The organism is Halomonas sp. IOP_14, assembly GCF_021021315.1.
In the GTDB taxonomy this organism is placed as follows: domain Bacteria; phylum Pseudomonadota; class Gammaproteobacteria; order Pseudomonadales; family Halomonadaceae; genus Vreelandella; species Vreelandella titanicae.
Window position 1 is genome coordinate 25,974 of the sequence record NZ_JAINWD010000015.1, and the last position, 23,948, is coordinate 49,921.

General features: G+C 55.0%; 22 protein-coding genes. 6 read left to right on the plus strand and 16 right to left on the minus strand.

Annotated features, from left to right (window positions below):
* Window positions 1-169: 169 nt before the first annotated feature.
* From acnB to K7H09_RS12745, 3 genes are all read left to right on the plus strand, one after another.
* A complete protein-coding gene (acnB, locus tag K7H09_RS12735) occupies window positions 170-2,773 on the plus strand; it encodes a bifunctional aconitate hydratase 2/2-methylisocitrate dehydratase (protein WP_009286917.1) in 2,604 nt (867 codons plus the stop codon).
* A gap of 190 nt (window positions 2,774-2,963) precedes the next feature.
* The gene (gene rraA, locus K7H09_RS12740; RefSeq protein ID WP_022523259.1) at window positions 2,964-3,458 is read left to right on the plus strand and encodes a ribonuclease E activity regulator RraA; all 495 of its coding nucleotides are present in this window, start codon (window positions 2,964-2,966) and stop codon (window positions 3,456-3,458) included.
* 42 nt (window positions 3,459-3,500) lie between these two features.
* Window positions 3,501-5,444 carry a glycerophosphodiester phosphodiesterase family protein gene (locus K7H09_RS12745; protein WP_041158500.1) on the plus strand — a complete coding sequence of 648 codons (1,944 nt, stop codon included), beginning with the start codon at window positions 3,501-3,503 and terminating at the stop codon, window positions 5,442-5,444.
* A gap of 8 nt (window positions 5,445-5,452) precedes the next feature.
* Here the strand turns inward: K7H09_RS12745 and ggt are convergent, their stop codons facing one another.
* Entirely contained in the window at window positions 5,453-7,243 is a 1,791-nt protein-coding gene (gene ggt, locus K7H09_RS12750; protein ID WP_027957453.1) for a gamma-glutamyltransferase, read from the minus strand.
* A gap of 110 nt (window positions 7,244-7,353) precedes the next feature.
* Window positions 7,354-9,729 (minus strand): phosphoenolpyruvate synthase, encoded by a 2,376-nt coding sequence (gene ppsA / locus K7H09_RS12755; protein WP_027957454.1) that lies wholly within the window; start codon window positions 9,727-9,729, stop codon window positions 7,354-7,356.
* A 256-nt stretch (window positions 9,730-9,985) separates the two neighbouring features.
* On the opposite strand from ppsA, the gene ppsR reads away from it, so the two are divergent.
* The gene (gene ppsR / locus K7H09_RS12760) at window positions 9,986-10,819 is read left to right on the plus strand and encodes a posphoenolpyruvate synthetase regulatory kinase/phosphorylase PpsR (RefSeq protein WP_022523255.1); all 834 of its coding nucleotides are present in this window, start codon (window positions 9,986-9,988) and stop codon (window positions 10,817-10,819) included.
* A 40-nt stretch (window positions 10,820-10,859) separates the two neighbouring features.
* On the opposite strand, the gene K7H09_RS12765 is transcribed toward ppsR, so the two are convergent.
* The 4 genes from K7H09_RS12765 to K7H09_RS12780 all read right to left on the minus strand — a co-directional run bounded on the left by K7H09_RS12765 (window position 10,860) and on the right by K7H09_RS12780 (window position 13,832).
* Complete coding sequence (locus K7H09_RS12765) at window positions 10,860-11,438, minus strand: hypoxanthine-guanine phosphoribosyltransferase (RefSeq protein ID WP_009286922.1); 579 nt, start codon at window positions 11,436-11,438, stop codon at window positions 10,860-10,862.
* A gap of 86 nt (window positions 11,439-11,524) precedes the next feature.
* Entirely contained in the window at window positions 11,525-12,562 is a 1,038-nt protein-coding gene (gene nagZ / locus K7H09_RS12770; protein ID WP_041158503.1) for a beta-N-acetylhexosaminidase, read from the minus strand.
* 63 nt (window positions 12,563-12,625) lie between these two features.
* Complete coding sequence (locus K7H09_RS12775; RefSeq protein WP_027957457.1) at window positions 12,626-13,162, minus strand: L,D-transpeptidase; 537 nt, start codon at window positions 13,160-13,162, stop codon at window positions 12,626-12,628.
* Window positions 13,140-13,832, minus strand: a complete 693-nt coding sequence (locus K7H09_RS12780) for a TetR/AcrR family transcriptional regulator (protein ID WP_022523252.1) — start codon at window positions 13,830-13,832, stop codon at window positions 13,140-13,142. Before K7H09_RS12780 ends, K7H09_RS12775 begins: the two co-directional genes overlap by 23 nt.
* A 267-nt stretch (window positions 13,833-14,099) precedes the next feature.
* On the opposite strand from K7H09_RS12780, the gene lexA reads away from it, so the two are divergent.
* Window positions 14,100-14,780: a transcriptional repressor LexA gene (gene lexA, locus K7H09_RS12785; RefSeq protein WP_027957458.1), complete on the plus strand. Its 681-nt coding sequence runs from the start codon at window positions 14,100-14,102 to the stop codon at window positions 14,778-14,780.
* A gap of 8 nt (window positions 14,781-14,788) precedes the next feature.
* Here the strand turns inward: lexA and K7H09_RS12790 are convergent, their stop codons facing one another.
* Together K7H09_RS12790 and purU are read right to left on the minus strand one after the other, a co-directional pair.
* A complete protein-coding gene (locus K7H09_RS12790; RefSeq protein WP_009286924.1) occupies window positions 14,789-15,460 on the minus strand; it encodes an energy-coupling factor ABC transporter permease in 672 nt (223 codons plus the stop codon).
* A 39-nt stretch (window positions 15,461-15,499) separates the two neighbouring features.
* Entirely contained in the window at window positions 15,500-16,354 is an 855-nt protein-coding gene (gene purU, locus K7H09_RS12795; RefSeq protein ID WP_027957459.1) for a formyltetrahydrofolate deformylase, read from the minus strand.
* 230 nt (window positions 16,355-16,584) lie between these two features.
* Here purU and K7H09_RS12800 point away from each other — a divergent pair, with 230 nt between their 5' ends.
* Window positions 16,585-18,195, plus strand: coding sequence for a ribonuclease J (locus K7H09_RS12800; protein ID WP_027957460.1), 1,611 nt, complete (start codon window positions 16,585-16,587; stop codon window positions 18,193-18,195).
* A gap of 43 nt (window positions 18,196-18,238) precedes the next feature.
* On the opposite strand, the gene moaE is transcribed toward K7H09_RS12800, so the two are convergent.
* The 8 genes from moaE to K7H09_RS12840 all read right to left on the minus strand — a co-directional run bounded on the left by moaE (window position 18,239) and on the right by K7H09_RS12840 (window position 23,926).
* Window positions 18,239-18,706, minus strand: a complete 468-nt coding sequence (gene moaE / locus K7H09_RS12805) for a molybdopterin synthase catalytic subunit MoaE (protein WP_223827940.1) — start codon at window positions 18,704-18,706, stop codon at window positions 18,239-18,241.
* 2 nt (window positions 18,707-18,708) lie between these two features.
* Entirely contained in the window at window positions 18,709-19,506 is a 798-nt protein-coding gene (moaC, locus tag K7H09_RS12810; protein ID WP_009286927.1) for a cyclic pyranopterin monophosphate synthase MoaC, read from the minus strand.
* 4 nt (window positions 19,507-19,510) lie between these two features.
* A complete protein-coding gene (gene mobB / locus K7H09_RS12815) occupies window positions 19,511-20,089 on the minus strand; it encodes a molybdopterin-guanine dinucleotide biosynthesis protein B (protein WP_035537673.1) in 579 nt (192 codons plus the stop codon).
* Window positions 20,090-20,159: 70 nt separating this feature from the next.
* The gene (locus K7H09_RS12820) at window positions 20,160-21,392 is read right to left on the minus strand and encodes a uracil-xanthine permease family protein (protein ID WP_009286929.1); all 1,233 of its coding nucleotides are present in this window, start codon (window positions 21,390-21,392) and stop codon (window positions 20,160-20,162) included.
* A gap of 91 nt (window positions 21,393-21,483) precedes the next feature.
* Window positions 21,484-22,113 (minus strand): uracil phosphoribosyltransferase, encoded by a 630-nt coding sequence (gene upp / locus K7H09_RS12825; RefSeq protein WP_009286930.1) that lies wholly within the window; start codon window positions 22,111-22,113, stop codon window positions 21,484-21,486.
* A gap of 95 nt (window positions 22,114-22,208) precedes the next feature.
* A complete protein-coding gene (gene ung / locus K7H09_RS12830) occupies window positions 22,209-22,892 on the minus strand; it encodes a uracil-DNA glycosylase (protein WP_009286931.1) in 684 nt (227 codons plus the stop codon).
* 2 nt (window positions 22,893-22,894) lie between these two features.
* Window positions 22,895-23,374 carry a xanthine phosphoribosyltransferase gene (gene gpt, locus K7H09_RS12835; protein ID WP_009286932.1) on the minus strand — a complete coding sequence of 160 codons (480 nt, stop codon included), beginning with the start codon at window positions 23,372-23,374 and terminating at the stop codon, window positions 22,895-22,897.
* A 6-nt stretch (window positions 23,375-23,380) separates the two neighbouring features.
* Window positions 23,381-23,926, minus strand: coding sequence for an adenine phosphoribosyltransferase (locus tag K7H09_RS12840; protein WP_022523244.1), 546 nt, complete (start codon window positions 23,924-23,926; stop codon window positions 23,381-23,383).
* Window positions 23,927-23,948 lie beyond the last annotated feature (22 nt).

Consider the following 23,948-nt stretch of genomic DNA (forward strand, 5'->3'; position numbering starts at 1 on the left):
AACATTGTCGACAGTTTGCCGTAGAATCGCAGCCATCCAACCACACGCTGTTTGTCAAGCGTATGTCATATGTGATCGGCCCCACTCTACACCCACTGCGCGGCCACCACCGTGCACCGTGCAGGCCATCACCATAAAGTAAATGAAACGTGAATGAGAGGGCCCCAACGTGCTTGAAGCTTACCGCCAACATGTCGAGGAACGTGCAGCTGAGGGCGTCCCGCCCAAACCCCTAAACGCCGAACAAGTAGCCTTACTGGTTGAGCTGCTGAAGACGCCACCGGCCGGTGAAGAGGAGTTTATCCTCGACTTAATCACCAACCGCGTTCCGCCGGGCGTTGACGAGGCAGCTTATGTAAAAGCAGGCTTTCTCACCGCCATTGCGAAAGGTGAAGCGAGCTCTCCGCTGATCGACAAGATTCACGCCGTCAAGCTACTGGGTACCATGCAGGGTGGCTACAACATCGTTTCAATGGTAGAGCTACTCGATAACGAGGAGCTTGCCCGAGAAGCAGGCGAGCAGCTCAAGCACACACTGCTGATGTTCGACGCCTTCCATGATGTGGAAAGCCGCGCCAAGAACGGCAACAGCGTCGCTAAAGAGGTTATTCAGTCCTGGGCAGACGCCGAGTGGTTCCTGTCTAAGCCGGCACTGGCTGAAAAAATCACCTTGAGCGTGTTTAAAGTCCCGGGCGAAACCAATACCGATGACCTGTCTCCCGCGCCGGATGCCTGGTCACGTCCGGATATTCCGCTCCATGCCAACGCCATGCTCAAAAATGAGCGCGACGGCATTGAGCCAGTGGTTCCAGGTACCACTGGCCCGCTCAAGCAGATCGAAGACGTTAAAGCCAAAGGCTTTCCCGTCGTTTATGTAGGCGACGTGGTCGGCACCGGCTCATCGCGTAAGTCAGCCACTAACTCGGTACTGTGGTTCTTCGGCGACGATATCCCCTACGCTCCTAACAAGCGCGCTGGCGGTTTCTGCTTTGGTAGTAAAATTGCGCCTATTTTCTTTAACACCATGGAAGATTCGGGCGCCTTGCCGATTGAGATGGACGTCACCAACCTGAATATGGGCGATGTCATCGATGTTTACCCCTACGCAGGTAAAGTGTGCAAGCACGATAGCGACGAGGTAATCACCACCTTCGAGCTTAAAACGCAGCTGATTCTGGATGAAGTACGCGCTGGCGGCCGTATTCCCCTGATCATTGGCCGTGGTTTGACTGGCAAGGCGCGTGAGTCACTGGGCCTGCCCACCTCTGACGTTTTCCGCCTACCTGACCAGCCTAAAGATACCAGCAAAGGCTTCACCTTAGCGCAGAAAATGGTCGGTAAAGCGTGCGGTTTAGAGGGCGTTCGCCCCGGCATGTACTGCGAACCCAAGATGACCACCGTTGGCTCGCAAGACACCACCGGCCCGATGACCCGTGATGAGCTGAAAGACCTTGCCTGCCTTGGCTTCCAAGCCGACCTGGTCATGCAGTCGTTCTGTCACACCGCGGCTTACCCGAAGCCCGTAGATGTGGATACTCACCACACCCTGCCCGACTTCATTATGAACCGTGGCGGTGTTTCGCTACGCCCCGGTGACGGTATCATCCACAGCTGGCTCAACCGCATGCTGCTGCCTGATACGGTGGGCACCGGCGGTGACTCGCACACCCGTTTCCCGCTCGGCATCTCATTCCCGGCCGGTTCAGGCCTGGTAGCGTTTGCTGCTGCCACCGGCGTTATGCCGTTGGACATGCCGGAGTCGGTATTGGTGCGCTTCAAGGGCAAGCGCCAGCCTGGCGTTACGCTGCGTGACCTGGTTCACGCCATTCCACTTTACGCCATCAAGCAAGGCCTGCTGACCGTTGATAAATCCAACAAGAAAAATGCCTTCTCCGGGCGTGTGTTGGAAATCGAAGGACTTGAAGATTTAACCGTTGAACAAGCCTTCGAGCTTTCTGATGCATCCGCCGAGCGCTCCGCCGCTGGCTGTACCATTACGCTGTCTGAAGAGAGCGTTGCCGAGTACTTGAAGTCCAACATCACCCTGTTGAAGTGGATGATGGGCAACGGTTACGGCGATGAACGCACCATTAGCCGTCGTATTGAAGGCATGGAAGCGTGGCTGGCCAACCCCAGCTTGATGCGTGCCGACCAGGATGCCGAGTACACCGAAGTTATTGAAATTGATCTGGCTGAAATTAAAGAGCCGGTTCTTTGTGCACCGAATGACCCGGACGATGCGCGCCTGCTGTCTGAAGTCGCTGGCCAGAAAATCGACGAAGTCTTTATCGGTTCATGCATGACCAACATCGGCCACTTCCGGGCTGCTGGCAAACTGCTTGAGAAGCAGCCTGCCGGTAGCTTAAAAACCCGGCTGTGGCTGGCACCACCGACGAAAATGGATCAGCATCAGCTGACCGAAGAGGGCTACTACGGTATTTATGGCCGTGCCGGTGCCCGTATGGAGATGCCGGGTTGTTCATTGTGTATGGGTAACCAGGCCCGCGTTGCCGCTAAGAGCACCGTGGTGTCTACGTCTACACGTAACTTCCCGAACCGTTTGGGTGACGGTGCCAATGTGTACCTCGCCTCTGCGGAACTGGCGGCCGTTGCCGCAGTAGAAGGACGCCTACCCAGCGTTGAAGAGTATCAACGCTATATGGGTGAGTTTGACGCTATGGCGGGCGAGATTTATCGTTATATGAACTTTCACGAGATTGAGGAGTATCAAAAGATAGCCTCAAACGTGATTCCGGTCGCTCAAGAAGCCTAACGCTTGTTAAGCACTTGAGATAGACCGCCCCATCGCCGATGCTCGCACCATCGCAGAAGATGTGACACGTTGCATTTTCTGAGTCGATGACCGAACGCCCCGCCACTGTTTTACAGGGCGGGGCGTTTTTTATGCTCTACCTTTCTAAACTGTCCGGTAATCCAACAGTGTTTACCCTTAGGAGCTTGTGATGACGAAGTCGATTGATATAGTGACGCCCGATCTCTGCGATGCGCATCCAGAGGTTGCGGTGCTTGACCCGTTATTTGCCAATTTTGGCGGGCTTGAAGCTTTCTATGGCCCTATTCGTACAATCAAATGCTTTGAAGATAACTCCATGGTGAAACAGGCCGTTGCCGAGCCGGGTAACGGCGCGGTGCTGGTGGTGGATGCGGGTGGTTCGCACCGCTGCGCCATGCTGGGGGATATGCTCGCCGAGCAGGCCGTCGCCAACGGCTGGGCAGGGATCGTTATGTACGGCTGCGTGCGCGATGTGGATATACTCGCCGCCCTGCCGATTGGCGTTCAGGCGCTAGGCAGCCATCCGCGCAAAAGCGAAAAACGCGGCGAAGGACAACGCGATATTGACGTCACCTTTGCTGGTGTTACTCTTCAGCCTGGACAGTGGCTGTATGCAGATAACAACGGCATTATTGTTGCCGAGCAAGAGCTGCCACTTTCCTAACAAAGACCTCCGTAGTCATTAAATTTGTCTTAAAAGAGCCTCTTGCCAGGTGTGGCGGTTACTGCCACCCTGGTGGCTCATTCTTACCGTTTAATGACGATGCAGCCTTTGACCTACCTTGGCTCTGCCTTACTACGCACGCTGCGCGATCATCTTCGCCCACTGATCGCCTACCACCTGTTTTTTACCCTGCTTGCCTCAGCCTTGCTGCTGCCAGCGATCACCTGGATGACACGCTGGCTGCTTGCCCAACTCAACCGTACAGTGGTCACCAACGATGAATTGATCGCACTACTGTTTAGCCCGCTGGGTTTGGTAGGCATGCTGGTAGGGCTTGGGTTCGCTTTTTTGATTATTTACTGGCAGCAGGCAGGCATGCTGCAGGTCGCCGTCAGGCCCCGTGACAATCACTATCGGCTGGCCCTTGAAGCACTCTGGCTAAGCACCCGTCGGCTACCTGCCCTCGCGGGTCTTGTCATACTCCAGGTAGGCACCCACTTACTACTGCTCGTGCCCTTTATGGCTGGGCTCGCGTGGCTTTACGATTTCTGGCTGAGTGGTATAGACCCCTACTATCTTCAGCGCGTGCGTCCCCCTGCACTGTGGTATTTCATGGCGTGCGCGCTGCCACTGATTATTGCCTGGGTATGGGTAGCGTCATGGCTCTACCTGCGCTGGCTATTGGCGCTCCCCCTCGTTGCGTTGGAAAGCTGTAACCCCTGGCAGGCACTTAAACGAAGCGTTAGCTTAACCCGCGGCTGGCGCCGCTCCATTGGCGCTGCGGTACTTCTGCTATTGGTCGTGATCGTTAGCCTGCCGCTACTGGTGACACTGCTCTTTGACCGCCTATTCACGCCACTTCTGTGGTGGCTGCCTGAGCATAATGCCGTGCTCATCCCAGCCATGCTGGCCTACTTACTCGGCTATGTGCTGATCACCCTGGCCATTACCTTCATCGGTATTGCCACCAATGCGCTGCTTTCCGCCTGCCTCTATATGCAGCTGGCCCACAGAGAAGCTCGACCCGCACCGCCACCGGAGGATTTTAATGCAGGCAAACTGGCCTGGGCGGTAGAGCTTAGCGTACTCATTTTTGCCGGCCTTCAAGCATGGTGGATACTCAATAGCTTTGAGATACATGACAACGTCGCGGTGATTGCCCACCGTGGAAGCTCCATGGAGGCCCCCGAAAATACCCTTGCCGCGCTGGAGCAGTCACTACTTGATGGCGCCGACTATATCGAAATAGACGTACGCTTGAGCCGTGACCAACAGGTTATGCTTTACCACGATCGCAGCATGGCGCGGCTAACCGGCGATCCTCGTGAGTTTGGCGAGCTAACCAGAGAAGAACTCAGCCAATTCGATGTAGGAAGCTGGTTTGGTGATGCTTATCAAGGTGAGAACATTCCAGGCTTGGATGAAGCGCTGCAAAGAGTGCGCGGAAAAGCCGGACTAATGATCGACATCAAGCCTCTGCCGGGGCAAGAACAGGCGCTAGCTGATGCCGTTATCGAGACTTTGAATGCAGAGAGTGACGTGCGCTATCGCTGCTGGGCAACCCAACAAAGCGCTTTTGACGGCTATACAGCGTGCGGTTTTCCCAATGCGCTAATGGATATGCGCATGGCTACCATGTCCCCATCATTACTTAAACATATCAAAGCCCAAGCACCTGAATTGCGCGTTACCTTACTGGCCCAGCTTATACTGCCCGGCACGCTAAACCGGCGTGACTTTGATGCCCTTGGGCTACGCCATAACCGCATCACGGAAGGGGAAGTTCGCTTAGCGCGACTATATGGTTACGAAATACACGCCTGGACCGTCAATGACCGAGCTCGTATGTCAACGCTGATTGATCTGGGGGTCGATGCGATTATCACCGACTACCCAGATCGTTTAAACGAACTTATTCAAGTCCGCCGCGAATTAAGCGACGGTGCACTAATGCTAGTGAAGCTGCGCAACTGGCTTCGCCAATAGAGGTTGGACTAATCGCCCATTACCACCCCTTCGCGCCGAGGGTCAGCACCACCAAACAGAGTGCCATCTTCAAGGCGCATAATGGCCTGAAGGCCGCTGGTTAGCTCCCGCTCGCTGACCGTATGACCACGCTCACGCAGTGATTCTATGGTTGCCTCAGGAAAACGCCCCTCTTCCACATAGACATCCCCACCCAAAGTAATAGCATGGGGAAGGTTGAGCGCCTCTTGAGCGCTTAACCCCCAGTCGCGCAGTGCGACTAATGTACGGGCGGTGTAATGAATAATGGCGGCGCCACCTGGGGAGCCCAAGCTGGCTACCAGCTCGCCGGTTTCTTGATCAAATACCAGGGTCGGGCTCATGCTGGAGCGGGGACGCTTGCCGGGCTCTACCCGGTTCGCTACGGGCTCGCCATCCACTTCAGGGGTAAATGAAAAATCGGTGAGCTCGTTATTGAGCAGGAAACCACCCGCTAGCCCCGTGCCACCGTCGGACATAATTCGCGAGCCAAACGCCTGCTCGATGGTGGTGGTCATAGCCACCGCGGTGCCCTCCTCATCGACAATACTGATATGGCTAGTACCGTACTCGGGCTGTTCGGGCTGGCTAGCCCAGCTCACGTCAAGCTCCCCAGGGTTACCCGGTTCAGCGCTGTCGCCCATGCTCATCTCTTCGATAAGTGCACTGCGCTGCTCCAAGTATTCCGGGGCTAGCATCAATGACCAATCGCCTCCCGGCGCCTCGACAAAGTCAGGATCGGCGATGTAACGGCCACGATCCGCAAAGGCCAGGCGTGAGGCTTCCAAGAATTGATGCAGCCACCCACTGCTTGCAGCACCACTGTCTAACGGGGCTTCAAGCAGTGGCTGCTGATCAAGCATGCCTAAAATCTGCATCACGGTCAGATGACCCGATGAGGGTGGCGGGAAACCACATACTTCCCACTGTTGCCAAGGCGTACACAGCGGTTCTCGGTTAAGCGCCTGGTAGCCACTCATATCCTCAAGCGTCAAACTGCCTGGACGCTCAGGGTGGTTCTGAACGCGCTCAACGATGTCTTGTGCCACGGCTCCTTCGTACAAGGCGACGCTGCCTTGCTCAGCGACGCGGCGAAGAACGGCTGCCAACGCTGGGTTTTTGAGCGTTTCACCAACGGCGATAGGCTCACCGTCTGAATCATAATAAAACTGGCTCGCTACTGGGTCTTGGCGCAGAAACTCATCACCAGCCAAGCTGGTATGCAACCGATTGCTAACCTCAAAGCCCTCCTCGGCCAGGGTGATTGCCGGGATAAACAGCTCTTCCCAGGCCAGCTCACCGTGCTCAGCGTGGGCTTTCTCAAGCATACGCAGCGTGCCTGGCACTCCCACTGAGAGGCCGCTAACCACTGCTTCATTAAACGCCAGCGGCTCGCCATCCTGCATAAACAGCTCACCGTTAACGCCTTGGGGCGCGGTTTCACGACCATCGTAGGCACGCACTTCATCGCCATCGAAGTACATCAAAAAAGCACCACCACCAATACCACTGGACTGAGGCTCAACCAGGTTCAACACCATCTGCACCGCAATGGCCGCATCAATGGCGTTACCACCGGCTTTAAGTACTTGGTAACCGGCATCGGTGGCGAGCGGGTTAGCTGCTGCCACCGCAAATGACTCGGCTTCCCAGCCGGGCTTCTCTTCATAGCCCGATTCGCTTTCAGGGGAAATGGAGGGTGTCTCATAGCTAAACCCCCAACTATACAATGGCGCTACCAGCAGAACAGGTAGCGCATACTTAACCGATTTTGGTGACATCTCAGCGCTCTCCATGACAAGTTAAAAAACCACTCCAAAAGAGTAGCCTATTAAAACATCAACGCCCGGCACAATGGCCGGGCGTAAAGTAAAAACTAGGGTAGGCTCGATTAGTCGATTTTTTGCCCTGCCAGCATAAACCAGGTTTCCAGCACCGCATCGGGGTTGAGTGATACAGAATCGATACCCTGCTCCATCAACCATTTAGCCAAGTCAGGATGGTCTGACGGCCCCTGTCCGCAGATACCAACATATTTGCCCTTCGCCTTACAGGCTTGAATGGCCATGGCCAGGAGCTTTTTAACCGCCCCATTACGCTCGTCAAACAGATGCGCCACGATGCCGGAATCACGATCCAAACCTAACGTTAGCTGGGTCAGGTCGTTTGAACCAATGGAGAAACCATCAAAATACTCAAGGAACTCATCGGCCAGCAGTGCGTTGGCGGGCAGCTCGCACATCATAATCACTTTAAGCCCTGTGGGGCCGCCACGTTCGAGGCCATTAGCCGCCAACAGCTCTACCACCTCACGTGCTTCGTCGGTGGTACGCACAAAGGGCACCATGATTTCGATATTCTCGAAGCCCATCTCTTCACGCACCCGCTTGAGCGCTCGGCACTCGAGTTCAAAGCAGGGCCTGAACGCCTCTGAAATGTAGCGCGATGCCCCCCGGAAACCGAGCATGGGGTTCTCTTCCCCCGGCTCATAGAGTTTGCCGCCAATCAGGTTTTCGTATTCGTTGGATTTAAAGTCGGACAGCCGCACGATGACGCGCTGGGGATGAAACGCTGCCGCTAGCGTGGAGATACCTTCAACCAGTTTATCGACATAGAAGCTGACCGGGTCGGTGTAACCCGCAGTACGTAAATCGATCACCTGCTGTAAATCAACCGGCAGCGTGTCGTACTCCAACAGCGCTTTAGGGTGGACGCCGATCATGCGGTTAATGATAAATTCCAAACGCGCTAAACCCACGCCTGCGTGAGGCAGACTGGCAAACCCAAAGGCGCGGTCAGGGTTGCCCACATTCATCATAATTTTAAAGGGGATTTCCGGCATCGCATCGACGCTGGAGACTTTGCAATCAAACTCCAACAGCCCTTCATACACATTGCCGGTATCGCCTTCCGCACAAGAAACCGTGACATCGATACCCTCTTTTAACTGGGTAGTCGCATCACCACAGCCAACGACAGCGGGAATACCCAACTCACGGGCGATAATCGCCGCATGACAGGTACGCCCACCGCGATTGGTGACGATCGCGGAAGCACGTTTCATGATCGGCTCCCAATCCGGGTCGGTCATATCGGTGACCAGGATATCGCCATCATGGATCTTATCCATGTCATCAGGGCTGAGCACGACTTTGACGGTACCCCGGCCAATACGTTGACCAATCGCTCGGCCGGTTATTAACGTACGACCCTTTTCACGCAGCTGGAAGCGCTCGAGTTTACCGCCCTCCTGCTGAGAGACCACCGTTTCAGGACGCGCCTGGACGATGTAAAGCCGACCATCATCGCCATCTAACGCCCACTCAATATCCATGGGCCGCTGGTAGTGCTGCTCGATAGTCATCGCCTGACGGGCCAGATCCATCACTTGCTGATCGTTGATACAGAAGCGGCCGCGGTCGGCATGGGGCACATCGACGGTCTCAACCGATTTACCGGCGCTGGCATCCTGCCCATAAACCATCTTGATCAGCTTGGAACCTAAATTACGGCGCAGCACCGCCGGGCGGCCCGCCGCCAGGGTCGGCTTGTGCACGTAGAACTCGTCGGGATTGACTGCACCCTGCACCACGGTTTCGCCCAAGCCCCAGGAGCCAGTGACAAAAACGGCGTCTTTAAAGCCGGATTCGGTGTCCAGGGTAAACATAACGCCTGCCGCACCGGTCTCTGAACGCACCATTTTCTGAACGCCCGCCGACAAGGCGACATTTTCGTGGGCGTAGCCACGGTGCACTCGGTAGGAGATCGCACGATCGTTAAACAGCGAGGCAAAAACCTCGTGCACTGCACGCTTGATATTGTCGAAGCCTTCGATATTCAGGAAGGTTTCCTGTTGGCCTGCAAAGGAAGCGTCGGGTAGATCTTCCGCGGTGGCTGAGCTGCGCACGGCTACTTTCAGTTGCGGGTGCTGTTGCTGCAGCTGGCCGTAGGCATCGCGCAGGGCCGATTCAAAGGTAGGAGGTAGCGGCGTATCGATGATCCATTGGCGTATATTGCGGCCCGCCTCAGCCAGCGCTTTAACGTCATCGACGTCCAGACGGGCCAGGGTGGCATTAATGCGCTCGTTTAATCCTTCGTGGGAGAGAAATTCACGATAAGCGTGGGCGGTGGTGGCAAAACCGCCAGGAACCGTCACGCCAGCACCGGACAGGTTAGAAATCATTTCACCCAGCGAGGCGTTTTTACCACCTACGCGTTCGACGTCCGCCATGCCCAGCTGATCGAACCACAGAATGTACTCTTCCACGTAACCCCCTCGCTCATAGATATCTGCATGACCTTGACGATCATGGATAATTGATTGAGACACCCTAGCACCACGCCAATATATTCGCCATTGGTCTAATAGCGAAGAGAGTGGAGGATTTTTACAACAGCAGGGCTTTTTGGGCTATTTATGTAGTCAGATACATTTGAGCCCGCCAAAACGCCCAATGATGACACGTTGTGCTGACAAACAGCTCGGCTCACAATAGCCGTATCACTCACCCGTGGACTTAGTTATGAAACGTACGGCTTTTTTTATTTCAGATGGTACCGGCATCACGGCGGAAAGTTTAGGACGTAGCTTGCTGGCCCAGTTCAGCGATGTTGAGATCGATATGCAGACCAAGCCCTATATCGATACGTTGGAAAAAGCGCAGGCGTTAGCAGCGATTATTGAGTCGACAGCCAACCGGGATGGTCATCGCCCCATTATCATTGACACCATTGTGGATCAACAAATACGCGACGTTATTCGTAAGGCGTCCGGCTTTAAGGTCGATATTTTTTCCACCTTTCTGGAGCCCTTAGAGCAAGAACTAGAGACCCACTCCTCCTACAGCGTTGGGCGCACTCACTCGATAGGCAGCGATGATGTCTACATGGATCGTATCCACTCCGTCCACTTCGCGCTGGATAATGATGACGGTGCACGCACCCACCAATACGATAAAGCGGATATCATCCTGGTTGGCGTCTCGCGCTGCGGCAAAACACCTACCTCGCTTTATCTGGCGCTGCAGTTTGGCATTCGGGCGGCTAACTACCCGCTGACGGAAGACGATTTAGACGAAGATGGCATGCTGAAGCTACCCAAGGCGCTCGTGCCCCATCGGCAAAAGCTGTTTGGGTTAACCATCGATGCGCGACGCTTGTCGGCAATTCGCAACGAGAGACGCCCCAATAGCCGCTATAGCTCGATGGATCAGTGCCTACAAGAAGTGGAACAGGCCGAGTCGCTCTACCGCACCATGCACATTCCCTTCATCGATGCGACACGCTTCTCGGTGGAGGAGATTTCAACGCGGATGATTGCTGAAACCGGCTTAGCGAGGCGTTTCTCGCCCCGCTAATGTAAAAACTACTACAAAAACTACGCAAGCCCCCAGTGGATTACATGCCTTTGGGGGCAAAAATTCCCGGCGCGTTGCGCCAGTAGCCTTTGTAATCCATACCAAAGCCAAACACATAACGGTCGGCAACTTCCAGGCTGCAGTAGTCGGCTTTCAACCCAGGCACTGCTTTGCGGTTGTGCTGTTTATCGACCAGCACCGCTGTGGTAACGCTGGCGGCCTGGGCCTCTTCGCAGTAAGCCAAAATGGCCGCCAGGGTCGCTCCCTCATCCAGGATATCGTCAACAATCACTACGTGACGGCCCGCCATGGGCACTTCAGGGGAAACGCGCCAAAAAAGCTCGCCGCCGCGCAGCTCGTTGCGGTAGCGAGTGGCATGCAAATAATCTACTTCCAGCGGAAAGCCCAAGCGGGTAAGCAGATGACCGGTGGTAATCAAGCCACCATTCATTACGCAGTAAAAAACCGGCAGCTTATCGCCTAAATCCCGAGTAATCTCTTCCGCCATACGATCCAGCGCCCGCTCTACCTCTTGCTGAGAAATTAGGCAGTCGGCGTTATCCATCAGCTCACGCATCGAGTCCAGCGACTCTAATGCTTCTTTATCCAACTTTGACATCTACCAACTCCACGGCGGGTTAAAACTTCATTTATTTAAGTAAGAGATTTATTCAGCGCTGGGCTTACTCTGCTTCCGCACTGGGCTTACTCGGCTTCCGCGCTGGACTGGGGCTTATCCGCTAGCGCTTCCAGCTTAGCGTGGGTACGACGCCAACGGCCCAATGCACTCAGCGCATCTAGGTCTGGGCGCGCACGGCTATAGCGCAACTTAGCGGGGCGCTTAGAATTGATTCCGTGGCATGCCTCCATCACTTCAAGCGCGGAGGCTCGGTCATTACATACCAGCAGCATATCGCAGCCTGCTGCCAGCGCTGCCTGGGCACGCGCTTTGGGGTCTCCCGCCTCGTGGGCGCCGGCCATACTCAGGTCATCTGAAAAAATGCAGCCTTTGAAGCCTAGCGATTCCCGCAGCATGCCCAACCAGTTGGGTGAAAAGCCTGCTGGGCGCGTATCAAAAGCACTATAAATAACGTGTGCAGGCATAATCCCATCTAACTGTGAAGCTAACTGGGTAAAGGGCACAAGATCGTGCTGTTTCATCACTTCTAGCGGGCGATCGTCTATCGGCAATGCAACGTGTGAGTCCGCCGCGACACCACCGTGGCCGGGAAAGTGCTTACCCACAGCGGCCATACCGGCATCGTGAAGCCCCTGAATAAATGCATTGCCCAGCTGGGCTACGTGCTGTGGGTCACTGCTGAAACTACGATCACCAATAACGCTGGATAGACCGCTCTCCACATCAAGTACCGGGGCGAAGCTCAGATCCAGACCGCAGGCAGCCATCTCCATCCCTAACAACCAGCCGGCATCTTTAGCTAACGCCAGCCCCTCTCCCTGGGCAGCGCGGTAACACTCGCCGATACGCGCCATGGCAGGCAGGCGTGTTAACCCCTCTTTTATGCGCTGAACGCGACCGCCTTCTTGATCCACGGCAAGCAGTAAATCAGCACGCACACGGCGAATATCGCTGCAGAGCTTGCGAACCTGATAGCCATTTTCAACGTTGCGGGCAAACAAAATTACGCCCCCTACCGTCGGTTCTAGAAGCAAGCGTTTTTCTGCAGCCGTCAATTTTGGGCCTTCAAGGTCAAGCATGACCGGGCCTAACGGTTGAGTCATCGTGATAGGTCCATGAAAAGGGGCGATGATTCTAGACGATCGTCTAGCGGTGTCAAAATCTGATCAATCAAAGGACTGGCGGCCACCGTGCAACCAAACAGGGGTACCCGGCAACGCTAACGAAAAGATATAGAGCAGATCAGGATTGCGTAAACGAATACAGCCGTGGGACGCAGCAACGCCCATGGGCTCGTCAGGCGGCGTCCCGTGCAGGTAAATATAGCGCCGTTGCGAGTCAACCTGACCACCGCGGTTCACGCCCTTTTCCAAGCCACACAGCCACAGTATGCGGGTCAGAATCCAGTCACGCTCTGGATGCTCTTCGGCGAGTTCGGGCGAAAATGTCTCGCCCGTCCAGCGGCGACCTCGAAACACCGCATTTTCGGGCATATCTCCGCCAATGGCCGCGCGCACATAGTGCCACCCGCGGGGGGTTTTACCACTGCCATTGCGCTCCCCGCTTCCGGCAGCACCGGATGAAATAGAACACTCATGGAGCACTTTTGGCCCTCGCCAACAGCGCAGCAACTGTTCGGTAGTATCAATCTCCAGCCAGATATGTTCCGTTGGAGGTAGCTCAGCTAGCGTAGGAGTTCGCATGTTTTCCTTCTTCTGGCTTGGCACCGTCAAGGGCTATGGGTAACGGCGCATTCATAGCAGCCACCACTACCGGGAGCAATCGCCTGACCAAATCACGCACAGAGACCTGCTCGTGGTAATCCTTCTCCGCGATATCGCGTAGCGCATCAAGGCCAGACAGGGTAAAGATTACCGTGCCGAGCACAAAGTGTAGCCGCCAAAAACGCTCGGCGTCAGGCAGATCCGGCGTTGCTTTGCGCACAAGCTCGGTGAAGCGTGTAAACACATCGCCATACTCTTCCTGGATATAACGTCTTAGATGTCCCTGTGCTTGACTGTAGGCAAGACCCAGCAGGCGCATAAACACTTTCAAACTATTGCGCTCGGCGGGCACCGCGAGAACGGTAGTTGCCATGGTCTCGAGCAGTGTTTCCAGCGGGATAACGCGCCCGGCGTGTTGGCCCTCGAGCTCATCTAGCGCAGTATGAAAGCGCTGACTAAACGGATCCAGGTAGCGGGCAAAAACGGCCTGAATCAAGGCTTTTTTGGAACCAAAATGGTAATTAACAGCGGCTAAGTTAACCCGCGCTTTGCTAGTGATGTTGCGCAGCGAAGTTTCAGCAAAACCCCGCTCTGCAAACAGCACCTCGGCGGTGTCGAGTATACGGGTCACCGTATCAGATTGAGCCATGTCGCTCTCCAGGGAAACAGGTGTTTAAAACATAGCAAAATACTATGCCATAACGTAGGCGGGCTCAACGCTTGATTTATTGACAAAATGTGACGTATTAAATAAGCAGAAACTTAGTTTCAAACGATTAGAAAAATTGCATAGACATCGGCAATAGGCACTGACAAGCCATATACTGGACAGAGGAACATACTGTATACTTAAACACTTATTGATTAAGTCGACATTTAACTTGTTACTGTCTATTCACTATTTATGGAGTCTGGTATGTCGCGTCCGCTAACCGCTCGCCAACAGCACGTGTTTGATTTTATCGTTAAGACCATGGGCGAATTTGGCTACCCTCCTACCCGCGCCGAGATTGCCAAAGCACTTGGCTTCCGCTCACCCAATGCGGCTGAAGAGCACCTGCGCGCGCTGGAACGCAAAGGCGTTATTCGCATTATCCGCAACACCTCTCGCGGCATCCGCCTGCCCAACCAGGAACCTCAAGAAGTCCTGGATAGCGCAGTCCCCGCCTTACCCACAACCAACGTGGAAGCCCCACCCACTGGCCTGCCTGTGATCGGGGAAGTAGCTGCCGGCAGCCCCATTTTGGCCGCCGAACATATTGATCGCTACTGCCCGCTACCGGCCGAGTACTTCACTCCCAAAGCTGACTATCTGCTGCGCGTACGCGGCCTTTCCATGAAGGATATTGGCATTTTGGAAGGTGATTTACTGGCGGTTCATCGCACTGACCGGGTTCGCGATGGCCAGATCGTGGTTGCCCGCCTGGACGATGAAGTAACGGTTAAACGCTTCAAACGCCAGGGGCATCAAGTGACGCTGTTTGCAGAGAACCCTGATTTTGCGCCCATTGAAATCGACCTGCGCTCTCAAGCGCTCGATATTGAAGGCGTTGGAGTCGGCGTAATTCGTGGTGGCAACGGCCAGGCACTCGGCTAATAAATCCGCTACTGCAGGTCGATATAGCGGTGGTCATTGAAGGTGGCCACCCAGTTTGGGTGATAGACCAGCAGGATGCTCAGCAGCATGCCAGTAATAAATGCCTCTGAAGGCATTAGCAGTGGTAAAAAACGCGCATACTCCTGGGCGAGATAGATCGCCTCAGGGTCTGTACCCGCGACGATAATCAGCACTACCGCCGCCAAGCCTCCTCCCAGCGTTGCCAGCGCCGCGCCAAAAAAGCCGCAGGCAAACAGAAATACCATCAAGTTATCCGGCAGGCGGCGATCTACCAGCCGCCATACCGTGCCAATAACGGCCGCCGGGACGATCCCGGTAACCAGCACATTTGCCCCCAGCAACATCCACTCATTGCGGCCAATCACCACCATGGCAATGTTGATCAGCACGTTGCTAATCAGCGCTAATGGCGCTTTAAAAACGAGTGTCATCAATACTGTAAAAACAAGGTGTAGCGTTAGCCAATCAACAGCCTGGGCACGAAGCTGCCACATCAGCATCACCGCCAGCGTAGCACCCAGCCAGCGGTGCTGAAGCGCTGAATCCGCTATCAACACCTGCCAGGGCCGCCCCCAAAGCGCCCATGCGATCACTGCTAACGAGAGTAGCCAGGTGAGCAGCAGCGCCCAGGGCGCTAATACACTTTGCGCAAATGACATGGCGGCCTCTCAGGTTGATGGGCGGGCATTATAGAGTACTTAGCTAAATACCACTGTCTTGTTGCCATGCACCAACACACGATCCTCTAAGTGCCAACGCAAACCGCGAGCGAGCACGGCTTTCTCCACATCACGACCAAAGCGGACTAGATCAGTAGGCGTATGACAGTGGCTAACGCGATGGATATCCTGTTCGATGATGGGGCCTGCGTCGAGTTCCTCGGTCACATAGTGGCAGGTAGCGCCAATCAGCTTAACCCCCCGCTGGTAGGCCTGGTGGTAGGGCTTAGCCCCGGCAAAAGAGGGCAAAAAGCTGTGGTGAATATTGATCACTCGCCCCGCATAGCGCGCGCACAGCTCAGGGGGCAGTATTTGCATATAGCGCGCCAGCACCACGCAGTCGGCGCGGGCACTGTCGATTTCGGCCTGAACCTTGGCAAACGATGCTTGCTTATCGTCGGGGTCGACCGGTACATGGTGATAAGGAATACCGTACCACTCCGTCAGCGAACGCATATCATCATGGTTGGAGATAACCCCGACAATGTCGCAATCCAGTTCCCCCGCCTGCCAGCGGTAAAGTAGATCTACCAAGCAATGTGACTCCCGCGACACCATCAGCACGACGCGCCTACGCTGCTGGGTATCCACCAGCGACCACTGCATATTGAATTCGCTGGCTATCGGTTCAAATGCCGCGCTCAGCGCTTCCGCCGACATACCTACCGAATCCGCCAGAATTTCGTAGCGCATAAAAAAGCAGCCGGTTTCTAAATCGGAGTGCTGGCTAGCTTCGGTAATGGAGCCGCCCTGCTGGGCAATAAAGCTCGATACCCGTGCAACAATACCCACCCGGTCAGGACAGGAAACTACTAAACGATAATAATGAGACATGTGAGCTACTCTTGACCTATTGCTAAGTTAATTATGACAAACCAGCGGCTTAGGTCGCATAGTGTATCGGAAGGCCGTGGATGATTGTTAGCTGCCCCTGCCTTCCCGTATAGTTAAGACACTACTTTTTAGGTTTTTCATAACAGATGCATTCACCACGCGTTCAAATTCGTCCCCGTCGTCGTCCACCGCTGCGCATTTTGCCGCTGGGGGGATGCGGTGAGATTGGAATGAATCTAACGCTATACGGCTATGACGATCACTGGATAGCCGTGGACTGCGGCATGATGATCCGCCAGGATCTTCCCAACTCGCCGCTGCAGGTACCCAATCTTGATACGCCGAAAGCACTAGGGATCGTGCCCAAAGCGCTATTTATCACCCATGGTCACGAAGACCACATTGGTGCCGCAGCCTGGCTATGGCCGATGTGGAACTGCCCCATTTACGCCACCCCGCTGGCGGCAGGCCTGTTGCGGCTAAAATTTGCCGAGCATCAGCTTAGCGGTGCGGCTATCCATGTCATTGAACCTGGCGAGGCCCTAGAGAGCGGGCCATTCACGCTGCGCTATTTACTTTTAACCCACTCCATTCCCGAAAGCTGTGCGCTAATAATGATGGCCGGTGGCTATCGCGTTTTACATACCGGCGACTGGAAACTCGACCCTGAACCGATTATCGGCACGCCGATCAGTGCAGCCCTCTTCAAGGCGCTTGCCCCGGTTGACTTGGTAGTGGGCGATTCCACTAACGCCCCCATGCCCGGGCACTCCGGCAGCGAGGGGGACGTCGCCCGCGCCCTGACAAAAACCCTCAGCAACTGCCAGGGCCGGGTGGTGGTCTCCTGCTTTGCCAGTAACCTTGCCCGGGTGTTAGCGATAGGGCGCGCCGCTCAGAAGTGTGGCCGACGCATTAGCTTGATGGGCCGTTCAATGGAGCGCATGGTCAGCGTTGCCCGGGGGCTCGGCTATATGGATGATTTACCGCCTTTGGTGCCCAATCATGACTTAGGCTATCTTCCCCCGGATGAAGTGGTGATTATCGCCACCGGTAGCCAGGGTGAGCCCCGAGCTGCGCTACAGCGCCTCGCCCAGGGTCGCCACCCTTTTGTGGATCTTCAGCCGGGCGATAACGTTATTTTTTCGGCTAAAGCCATTCCTGGCAATGAGCGCCCCATTGAACAGCTTAAAAAGCGTTTGGCGCACTTAGGTGTCAACCTCTACGACGAGTTCAACCACCCTGAACTGCACGCTACCGGGCACCCCGCTCAGGATGAACTGATCAAGCTGTATCAGTGGGTCAGGCCAAAACATCTCATACCGGTGCATGGCGAAGCCCGCCACCAACAGGCTCATCAGACTATTGCCAAACAGCTAGGCATTAGCGCTCCATTGACGCCGGTGAACGGCGATCTAATTTGCTTTGACAGTCACGGGCTGCGCTGTGAGTCGCGCTATCCGCAGCCGCCCTGCATAGTCAGTCAAAACAGCGTGGTGCCCCACCCTGGCCTTGAGGTGCACGACGCCAACAAGGCCCGTCGCGGCAGCTTATACTTAGCGCTGCCGGTGACGGCCACTGACACTGGATGGGCGCGTATTGGCCGTTTGATGCTGGATGCCTCGGGGGCCAGCCCGCTGGATGAAGATAGCTTTAATGATTGGCTGGATGATCAGCTTGAGGAGATTGCAGCAGAGACGCTTGCCGACTTGCGCCAAGCATTACAGCCTCGCATGGTGCAGTGGCTGGCGGAGCATATGCAGCACCTGCCCGATGTACATCTACAGATTATGGCCGCCGAAATGCCAGAGACTATCCCCCTGGACAACGCCGCCAATCGTTAGAGCTGCGCATTATTGTGAAAAAAAGCGCAGCAACGCGGCAGTCTCACTCCCAGCGCGCTGCATCTTGTTGATCAGAGTGACGCTCTTTGACCCAATACTCGCCCTGGGCAGAGTGCTCTTTCTTCCAGAAAGGCGCCTGGGTTTTCAGATAATCCATAATAAAATCGCAGGCTTCGAACGCCTCACGCCGGTGTGCGCTGGCCACGAGTACGCGCACAATCGGATCGCCTGGCCCCAGGTAACCGACACGATGAATAATCCGCACCGCTTGGAGCGACCAGCGCTGCCAAGCCTGTTCACCAATCTCCGTCAGCGTACGCTCGGTCATTCCCGGATAGTGTTCCAGCGTTAACCCTGTGACGTCCGGCGTTTCATTAAAATCACGCACTAAGCCGGTAAAACACACCACCGCGCCAATATCACTACGCCCCGCCAAGGCATCGTCATAGCCGTAGTCCATTGGAAACGGGGCTGCTTGAATCGTTACTTTAATATCCAGCTTATTATCCACCCTCACCCCCCTGTTACTGGCGGGAAAAACGCCACTTCGTCATCATCGGTCACTAACGCCTCGTCATTGGCCATGACCTGATTAATCGCACACAGCGTACGCTGGTCGGTGAGTTGTTTAAAGCGACTATCCTGCTCGGCCAGCGCGGCTTTTAATCCACTAATGTCGCGGCTAGCCAGTTGATCGAGACTCACGACGGTCTCACTTTCGCCTACCCGCTCGCGCAGTTCGGCTAAAAACTTAACCCGCACGCAGGGTGAAGGGCAGCGCTCGCCCAAGCTGACTTCTCCGGCTACGCCGTCACCGGTAACAATCGGCGCCTGGGTGCTCATACGCTGGTAGTCGCCACGCTGACCACCTTGCTTGCTGTCGAGTTGTATAGCCTCGATACGCATACCTTTATCGACCGCTTTGCACATATCGTAAAGCGTCAAACAGGCTACCGAAACAGCGGTAAGAGCTTCCATTTCGACCCCAGTGCGTCCATTCAAGCGACACAGCGAGGTCACATGAACGCAGGATTCGGCCACATCAATATCGAACTCAACAGAAACCTTGGAGAGCGCCAGTGAGTGACAGAGAGGAATCAGCTCATGAGTACGTTTGGCCGCCTGAATACCAGCGATACGCGCGGTGGCCAGCACATCACCCTTGGGCAGTTCACCATCGCTAAGCAATTTCAGCGTTTCAGGCTGCATTATAATGCGCCCGGAGGCGACTGCTTCGCGGCGGGTTTCCAGCTTATCGCCGACGTCCACCATATTGGCTTCGCCACGGGTGTTAAGGTGGGTCAGATGCATGTTGTCACCATTGCTGTTTTGAAGACATATTTTTTGAAGACATCGTATCGTTTTTAGCGCTTAACCAGGTCACTACCCATTGTGCAACCGCTTCGCTATCGTCTAGATCTAACTGAGCCACCGAAGCCGCCAGGTCGATAGGCGGTGGCGCACTGAGCGCGACTGCCTCAACCCATCGGCCGGTTAAAATAGCCGCATCGCCAATCCCATCGCGGTATAGCACCAGCTTGGGAATCGGCCAAGCCTTGAAGCCTTCGACAATCACCAAATCGGGATCGTGCGGCGCCATCATGGCAATTAGCTGGGCTAAATCAGGCTCTTCCTGGTCAGGGGTTTCCTGCATAAGCGCAAAGCGCTGACGGGAAGCCACCAGTATCGGTGCGGCACCTGCGCTACGCAGCTTATAGCTATCCTTGCCGGGCTGGTCGACATCAAACGAGTGGTGCGCATGCTTGATGACAGCGACGCTCAAGCCATACTCCCCTAATCGTGGCAACAGCTTCTCTAGCAGCGTCGTTTTTCCGGTACCGCTCCAGGCAGCAATCCCCAGTATGGGAAAAGGTGCGGTTAGTTCGTTTTCCATGCTGCCGAAACTCCTGATGATCACTCACGCTACCATTCTAACGATTCACACAGCGTTATAGAGGATGACTCTACTCGCCCTCTTGCTCACGGGGTAATAGCCAGTTCAACGCAATACCCACCAAAGCGGCTAGGCTAACGCCCTGCAGCGTAAACTGGCCTCCACCAAACTGCATGCCGCCAATCCCGAACACCAGTATCAGCGAAACCACGACCAAGTTGCGCGGCGCCGTCAGCGACTGTCCTGCACGTACCAGTGTGTTCATACCGACCACCGCAATGGAGCCAAACAACAGCGTCATTATACCGCCCATTACCGGGCCAGGAATGGTCTGCAGCAACGCGCCAAGCTTGGACACAAACGCCAGCACAATGGCAATAATCGCGGCAACAATCATGTACTTGGGATTAAATGCCCGAGTAAGCGTTACCGCCCCGGTGACTTCCGAGTAAGTAGTATTCGGCGGCCCGCCGAACAGCGCTGCTACGCTGGTCGCCAGCCCATCGCCTAACAGAGTTCGATGCAGGCCAGGCTTTTCCAGGTAGTTTTTGCGGGTCACCGAACCAATGGCCACCATATCACCAATGTGTTCTACCGCTGGGGCAATCGCGACCGGAATCATAAACAGAATGGCAGCCCAGTGAAAACTGGGTGCGGTAAAGCTGGGTATCGATAACCAAGCCGCCTCATGCACTGGCGTAAAGTCGACTACCCCCATCAGCAACGCTAAAAAATAGCCGGTGATAATGCCCCCCATAATCGGCACTAGGCGAAGTAGCCCGCGACCAAAAACGGCCAACACAAGCGTGACTAGCAAGCTGGTCATTGATAAGAAAATCGCCGCGCCATAGCCGATATTGTCACTGGTTTCACCGGTCGCCATGCTAACCGCCACCGGCGCCAGCGCCAGGCCAATCACCATAATCACCGGCCCCACCACCACAGCGGGCAGCAAGCGATGCAGCCAGGCAGTGCCTTTTAAGCGCACAGCCTGGGAAATCGCCACATAAACCAGTCCCGCCGCCATTAGCCCACCCATGGTCGCCGAAACCCCAAAGCTCGCCACAGAGCCTTGAATAGGCGCTATAAAGGCAAACGATGAGGCTAAAAACACCGGCACGCTCTGCTTGGTGACCCCATGAAATACCAAGGTTCCCACCCCAGCCGTGAACAGCGCAACGCTTGGGTCGAGTCCTGTCAAAAGCGGTACTAACACCAAGGCGCCAAACGCCACAAATAGCATTTGTGCGCCGGTTAAAATGACTTTTGGCCACGACTCAGCCTGACTGGCAGCTTCACGCATAAGTGAATTCCTAGTGATTATTGATTTGATAGCAGGTATACAAAAAAATGCCCCTGACGCTGGGCGTAAGGGGCAATGTCAATAACGATGCTTAGCGCGTTCCGAAAATCTTGTCGCCAGCGTCACCTAGTCCGGGGACGATGTAGCCATTTTCATCGAGGCGGTCATCGATTGAGGCGGTGTAAATTTCGATATCGGGGTAAGCGTCCTGCACCCGCTTGATACCTTCAGGGGCGGCAACGAGAACGATCACCTTCATATGCTCACAGCCACGCTCACGCAGCATATCCAGTGTTGCTACCATCGAACCGCCGGTAGCCAGCATGGGGTCTATCACGATCGCCATGCGCTCTTCGATATCGTTGGCAAACTTGGCAAAGTAAGGCACCGGCTGTAGCGTCTCTTCATCGCGATAAAGACCTACAACGCTTACCCGCGCACTCGGGATTAGATCCGTTACGCCTTCCAGCATGCCGAGCCCGGCACGCAGAATCGGTACGACGGTGACTTTTTTACCTTTTAATCGGCGCGTTGCAATCGGCTCACCGTTCCATCCCTGGATTTCATGATCTTCCAGCTCAAGACCTTTAGTTGCTTCATAGGTCAGCAGCTTGGCGACTTCACCTGCCAGTTCACGAAAGCTCTTAGTGCTCAGGTCAACTTCGCGCATCAGACCCAGCTTATGTTGTACAAGCGGATGGTTAATGGCGTAAACACTCATGGGACTTCCTCACTGCAGGGGATTCAGAATGGCAACCAAGGTTGCATCAGCTAGGCACAAAATTGCGCGTATTCTACCCGCAACCACTTACGAGGTTAAGGGGTTTCAGGCAATTGCCATTCGATAGGTGCTCGCCCTTGCGCCTGAAGAAATTGATTGGCTTGGGAAAAATGCCGGGTACCAAAAAAGCCCCGATGCGCAGAGAGCGGTGATGGGTGCGGGGCTTCCAGTATTAAATGGCGCCTTTGGTCGATTAACGCCTTCTTCTGGCGCGCATGACTGCCCCACAGCAGAAACACACACGGCGGCGCGTGCTGGCTGACGGTTTCAATCGCGCGGTCAGTGAAGGGCTCCCATCCCTTACCGCGATGAGATGCCGCATTGCCCTGCTCCACAGTCAGCGAAGTGTTTAACAACAACACGCCCTGCTTGGCCCATGCTTCCAGATGGCCGTGGCGCACGGGGGTAAAACCAACATCAGTGGCCAACTCCTTGTAGATATTGACCAGCGACGGTGGCACGGGTACGCCGGGCTGCACGGAAAAGCATAAACCGTGAGCCTGATTGGGCCCGTGATAGGGATCCTGGCCTAAAATAACCACCTTCACTTCGTTCAACGGGGTCAGTTCAAAGGCACGAAACCACTGCGTTGAGTGGGGATATATGATCTTCTTCGCAGCTTTTTGCTGCGCCAAAAAATCTTTTAGCGCCAGCATATAGTCAGCCTGAAACTCATTACCCAGCCACTGACTCCAATCGTCGGGAAGTGGATTGGCCATTATTACCTCTTCATTTGATCAACAAGCGGCTCAACGTATGCAACACCCATATCCCAGGGGAACTGAATCCAGCACTGCTGGGCAACTTCGGTCAGGTATTGATCCACCAAGGGACGACCATCCGGCTTGGCATAGATAGTCACAAAGTGAGCTTTAGGCAGCATTTTACGTACTGCCCGCGCTGTTTTGCCAGTATCCACCAAGTCATCGACCAGCAACCAACCTTCACCGTCATGATCGACGCCCTTCATGATATCCAGACCGCCCTGATCCATATGGTCGTAGCTTTTAATACACACGGTATCGATCAGCCGGATATTAAGCTCCCGAGCAATCAGCGCGGCGGGAATTAAACCGCCGCGGGTAATCGCTACGATGCCTTTAAAATCACGCTCGATCATTTGATGGCATAGGGTGCGCACATCACGGTGCAACTGATCCCAGGAGACAGTGAAGTGTTGGTGGTAGCGATCGCTGCTCATGGGGCATTACTCGTCTTCGTTGAAAGAACAAACTGCGAATACACTGAAACCAGCATCGCGAATTTTCTGCGATCCGCCCAGCTCAGGCAGATCAATAATGGTGGCGGTCTCAACCACCTGACCACCGCTGCGCTGAATGAGGTTGGCCGCGGCCAGCATGGTGCCGCCGGTGGCGATGAGGTCATCCATCAGCAGGATACGGTCATCTTTCTGGAACGCATCGGAGTGCAGCTCCACTTCTGAATGTCCGTACTCCAGCTTATAAGTCTCGCTGATGGTCTTGAAAGGCAGCTTGCCCTTCTTACGCACCGGTACAAAGCTGCAACCCAACTCATAAGCGAGCGGCGCACCAATAATAAAGCCACGCGCATCAATGGCCGCGATGGCATCCAGGTTCATTTCCTGATAGCGGTGAACGAAGCTATCGATCAGCTTGCGAAAGGCCGCGCTATTTTGCAGCAACGGGGTGATGTCGCGAAAGTTCACGCCCTGTTCAGGCCAATCGGGAACCGTGCGAATGACGGACTTAATGTAGTCGCCGTAGATGCTCATCGCGTCTCTCATTGAGTAATAA

Coding starts and splice junctions, on each gene's coding strand:
- ggt (WP_027957453.1), bottom strand. CDS start 7,243: ATGTCACCAAAATCGGTTAAGTATGCGCTACCTGTTCTGCTGGTAGCG.
- moaC (WP_009286927.1), bottom strand. CDS start 19,506: ATGCATCTGACCCACCTTAACACCCGTGGCGAAGCCAATATGGTGGAC.
- ppsR (WP_022523255.1), top strand. CDS start 9,986: ATGAAACGTACGGCTTTTTTTATTTCAGATGGTACCGGCATCACGGCG.
- K7H09_RS12775 (WP_027957457.1), bottom strand. CDS start 13,162: ATGCGAACTCCTACGCTAGCTGAGCTACCTCCAACGGAACATATCTGG.
- gpt (WP_009286932.1), bottom strand. CDS start 23,374: ATGAGCAGCGATCGCTACCACCAACACTTCACTGTCTCCTGGGATCAG.
- K7H09_RS12840 (WP_022523244.1), bottom strand. CDS start 23,926: ATGAGCATCTACGGCGACTACATTAAGTCCGTCATTCGCACGGTTCCC.
- K7H09_RS12820 (WP_009286929.1), bottom strand. CDS start 21,392: ATGCGTGAAGCTGCCAGTCAGGCTGAGTCGTGGCCAAAAGTCATTTTA.
- lexA (WP_027957458.1), top strand. CDS start 14,100: ATGTCGCGTCCGCTAACCGCTCGCCAACAGCACGTGTTTGATTTTATC.
- rraA (WP_022523259.1), top strand. CDS start 2,964: ATGACGAAGTCGATTGATATAGTGACGCCCGATCTCTGCGATGCGCAT.
- K7H09_RS12790 (WP_009286924.1), bottom strand. CDS start 15,460: ATGTCATTTGCGCAAAGTGTATTAGCGCCCTGGGCGCTGCTGCTCACC.
- K7H09_RS12765 (WP_009286922.1), bottom strand. CDS start 11,438: ATGTCAAAGTTGGATAAAGAAGCATTAGAGTCGCTGGACTCGATGCGT.
- K7H09_RS12780 (WP_022523252.1), bottom strand. CDS start 13,832: ATGGCTCAATCTGATACGGTGACCCGTATACTCGACACCGCCGAGGTG.
- mobB (WP_035537673.1), bottom strand. CDS start 20,089: ATGGAAAACGAACTAACCGCACCTTTTCCCATACTGGGGATTGCTGCC.
- upp (WP_009286930.1), bottom strand. CDS start 22,113: ATGAGTGTTTACGCCATTAACCATCCGCTTGTACAACATAAGCTGGGT.
- ung (WP_009286931.1), bottom strand. CDS start 22,892: ATGGCCAATCCACTTCCCGACGATTGGAGTCAGTGGCTGGGTAATGAG.
- nagZ (WP_041158503.1), bottom strand. CDS start 12,562: ATGACTCAACCGTTAGGCCCGGTCATGCTTGACCTTGAAGGCCCAAAA.
- K7H09_RS12800 (WP_027957460.1), top strand. CDS start 16,585: ATGAATCTAACGCTATACGGCTATGACGATCACTGGATAGCCGTGGAC.
- purU (WP_027957459.1), bottom strand. CDS start 16,354: ATGTCTCATTATTATCGTTTAGTAGTTTCCTGTCCTGACCGGGTGGGT.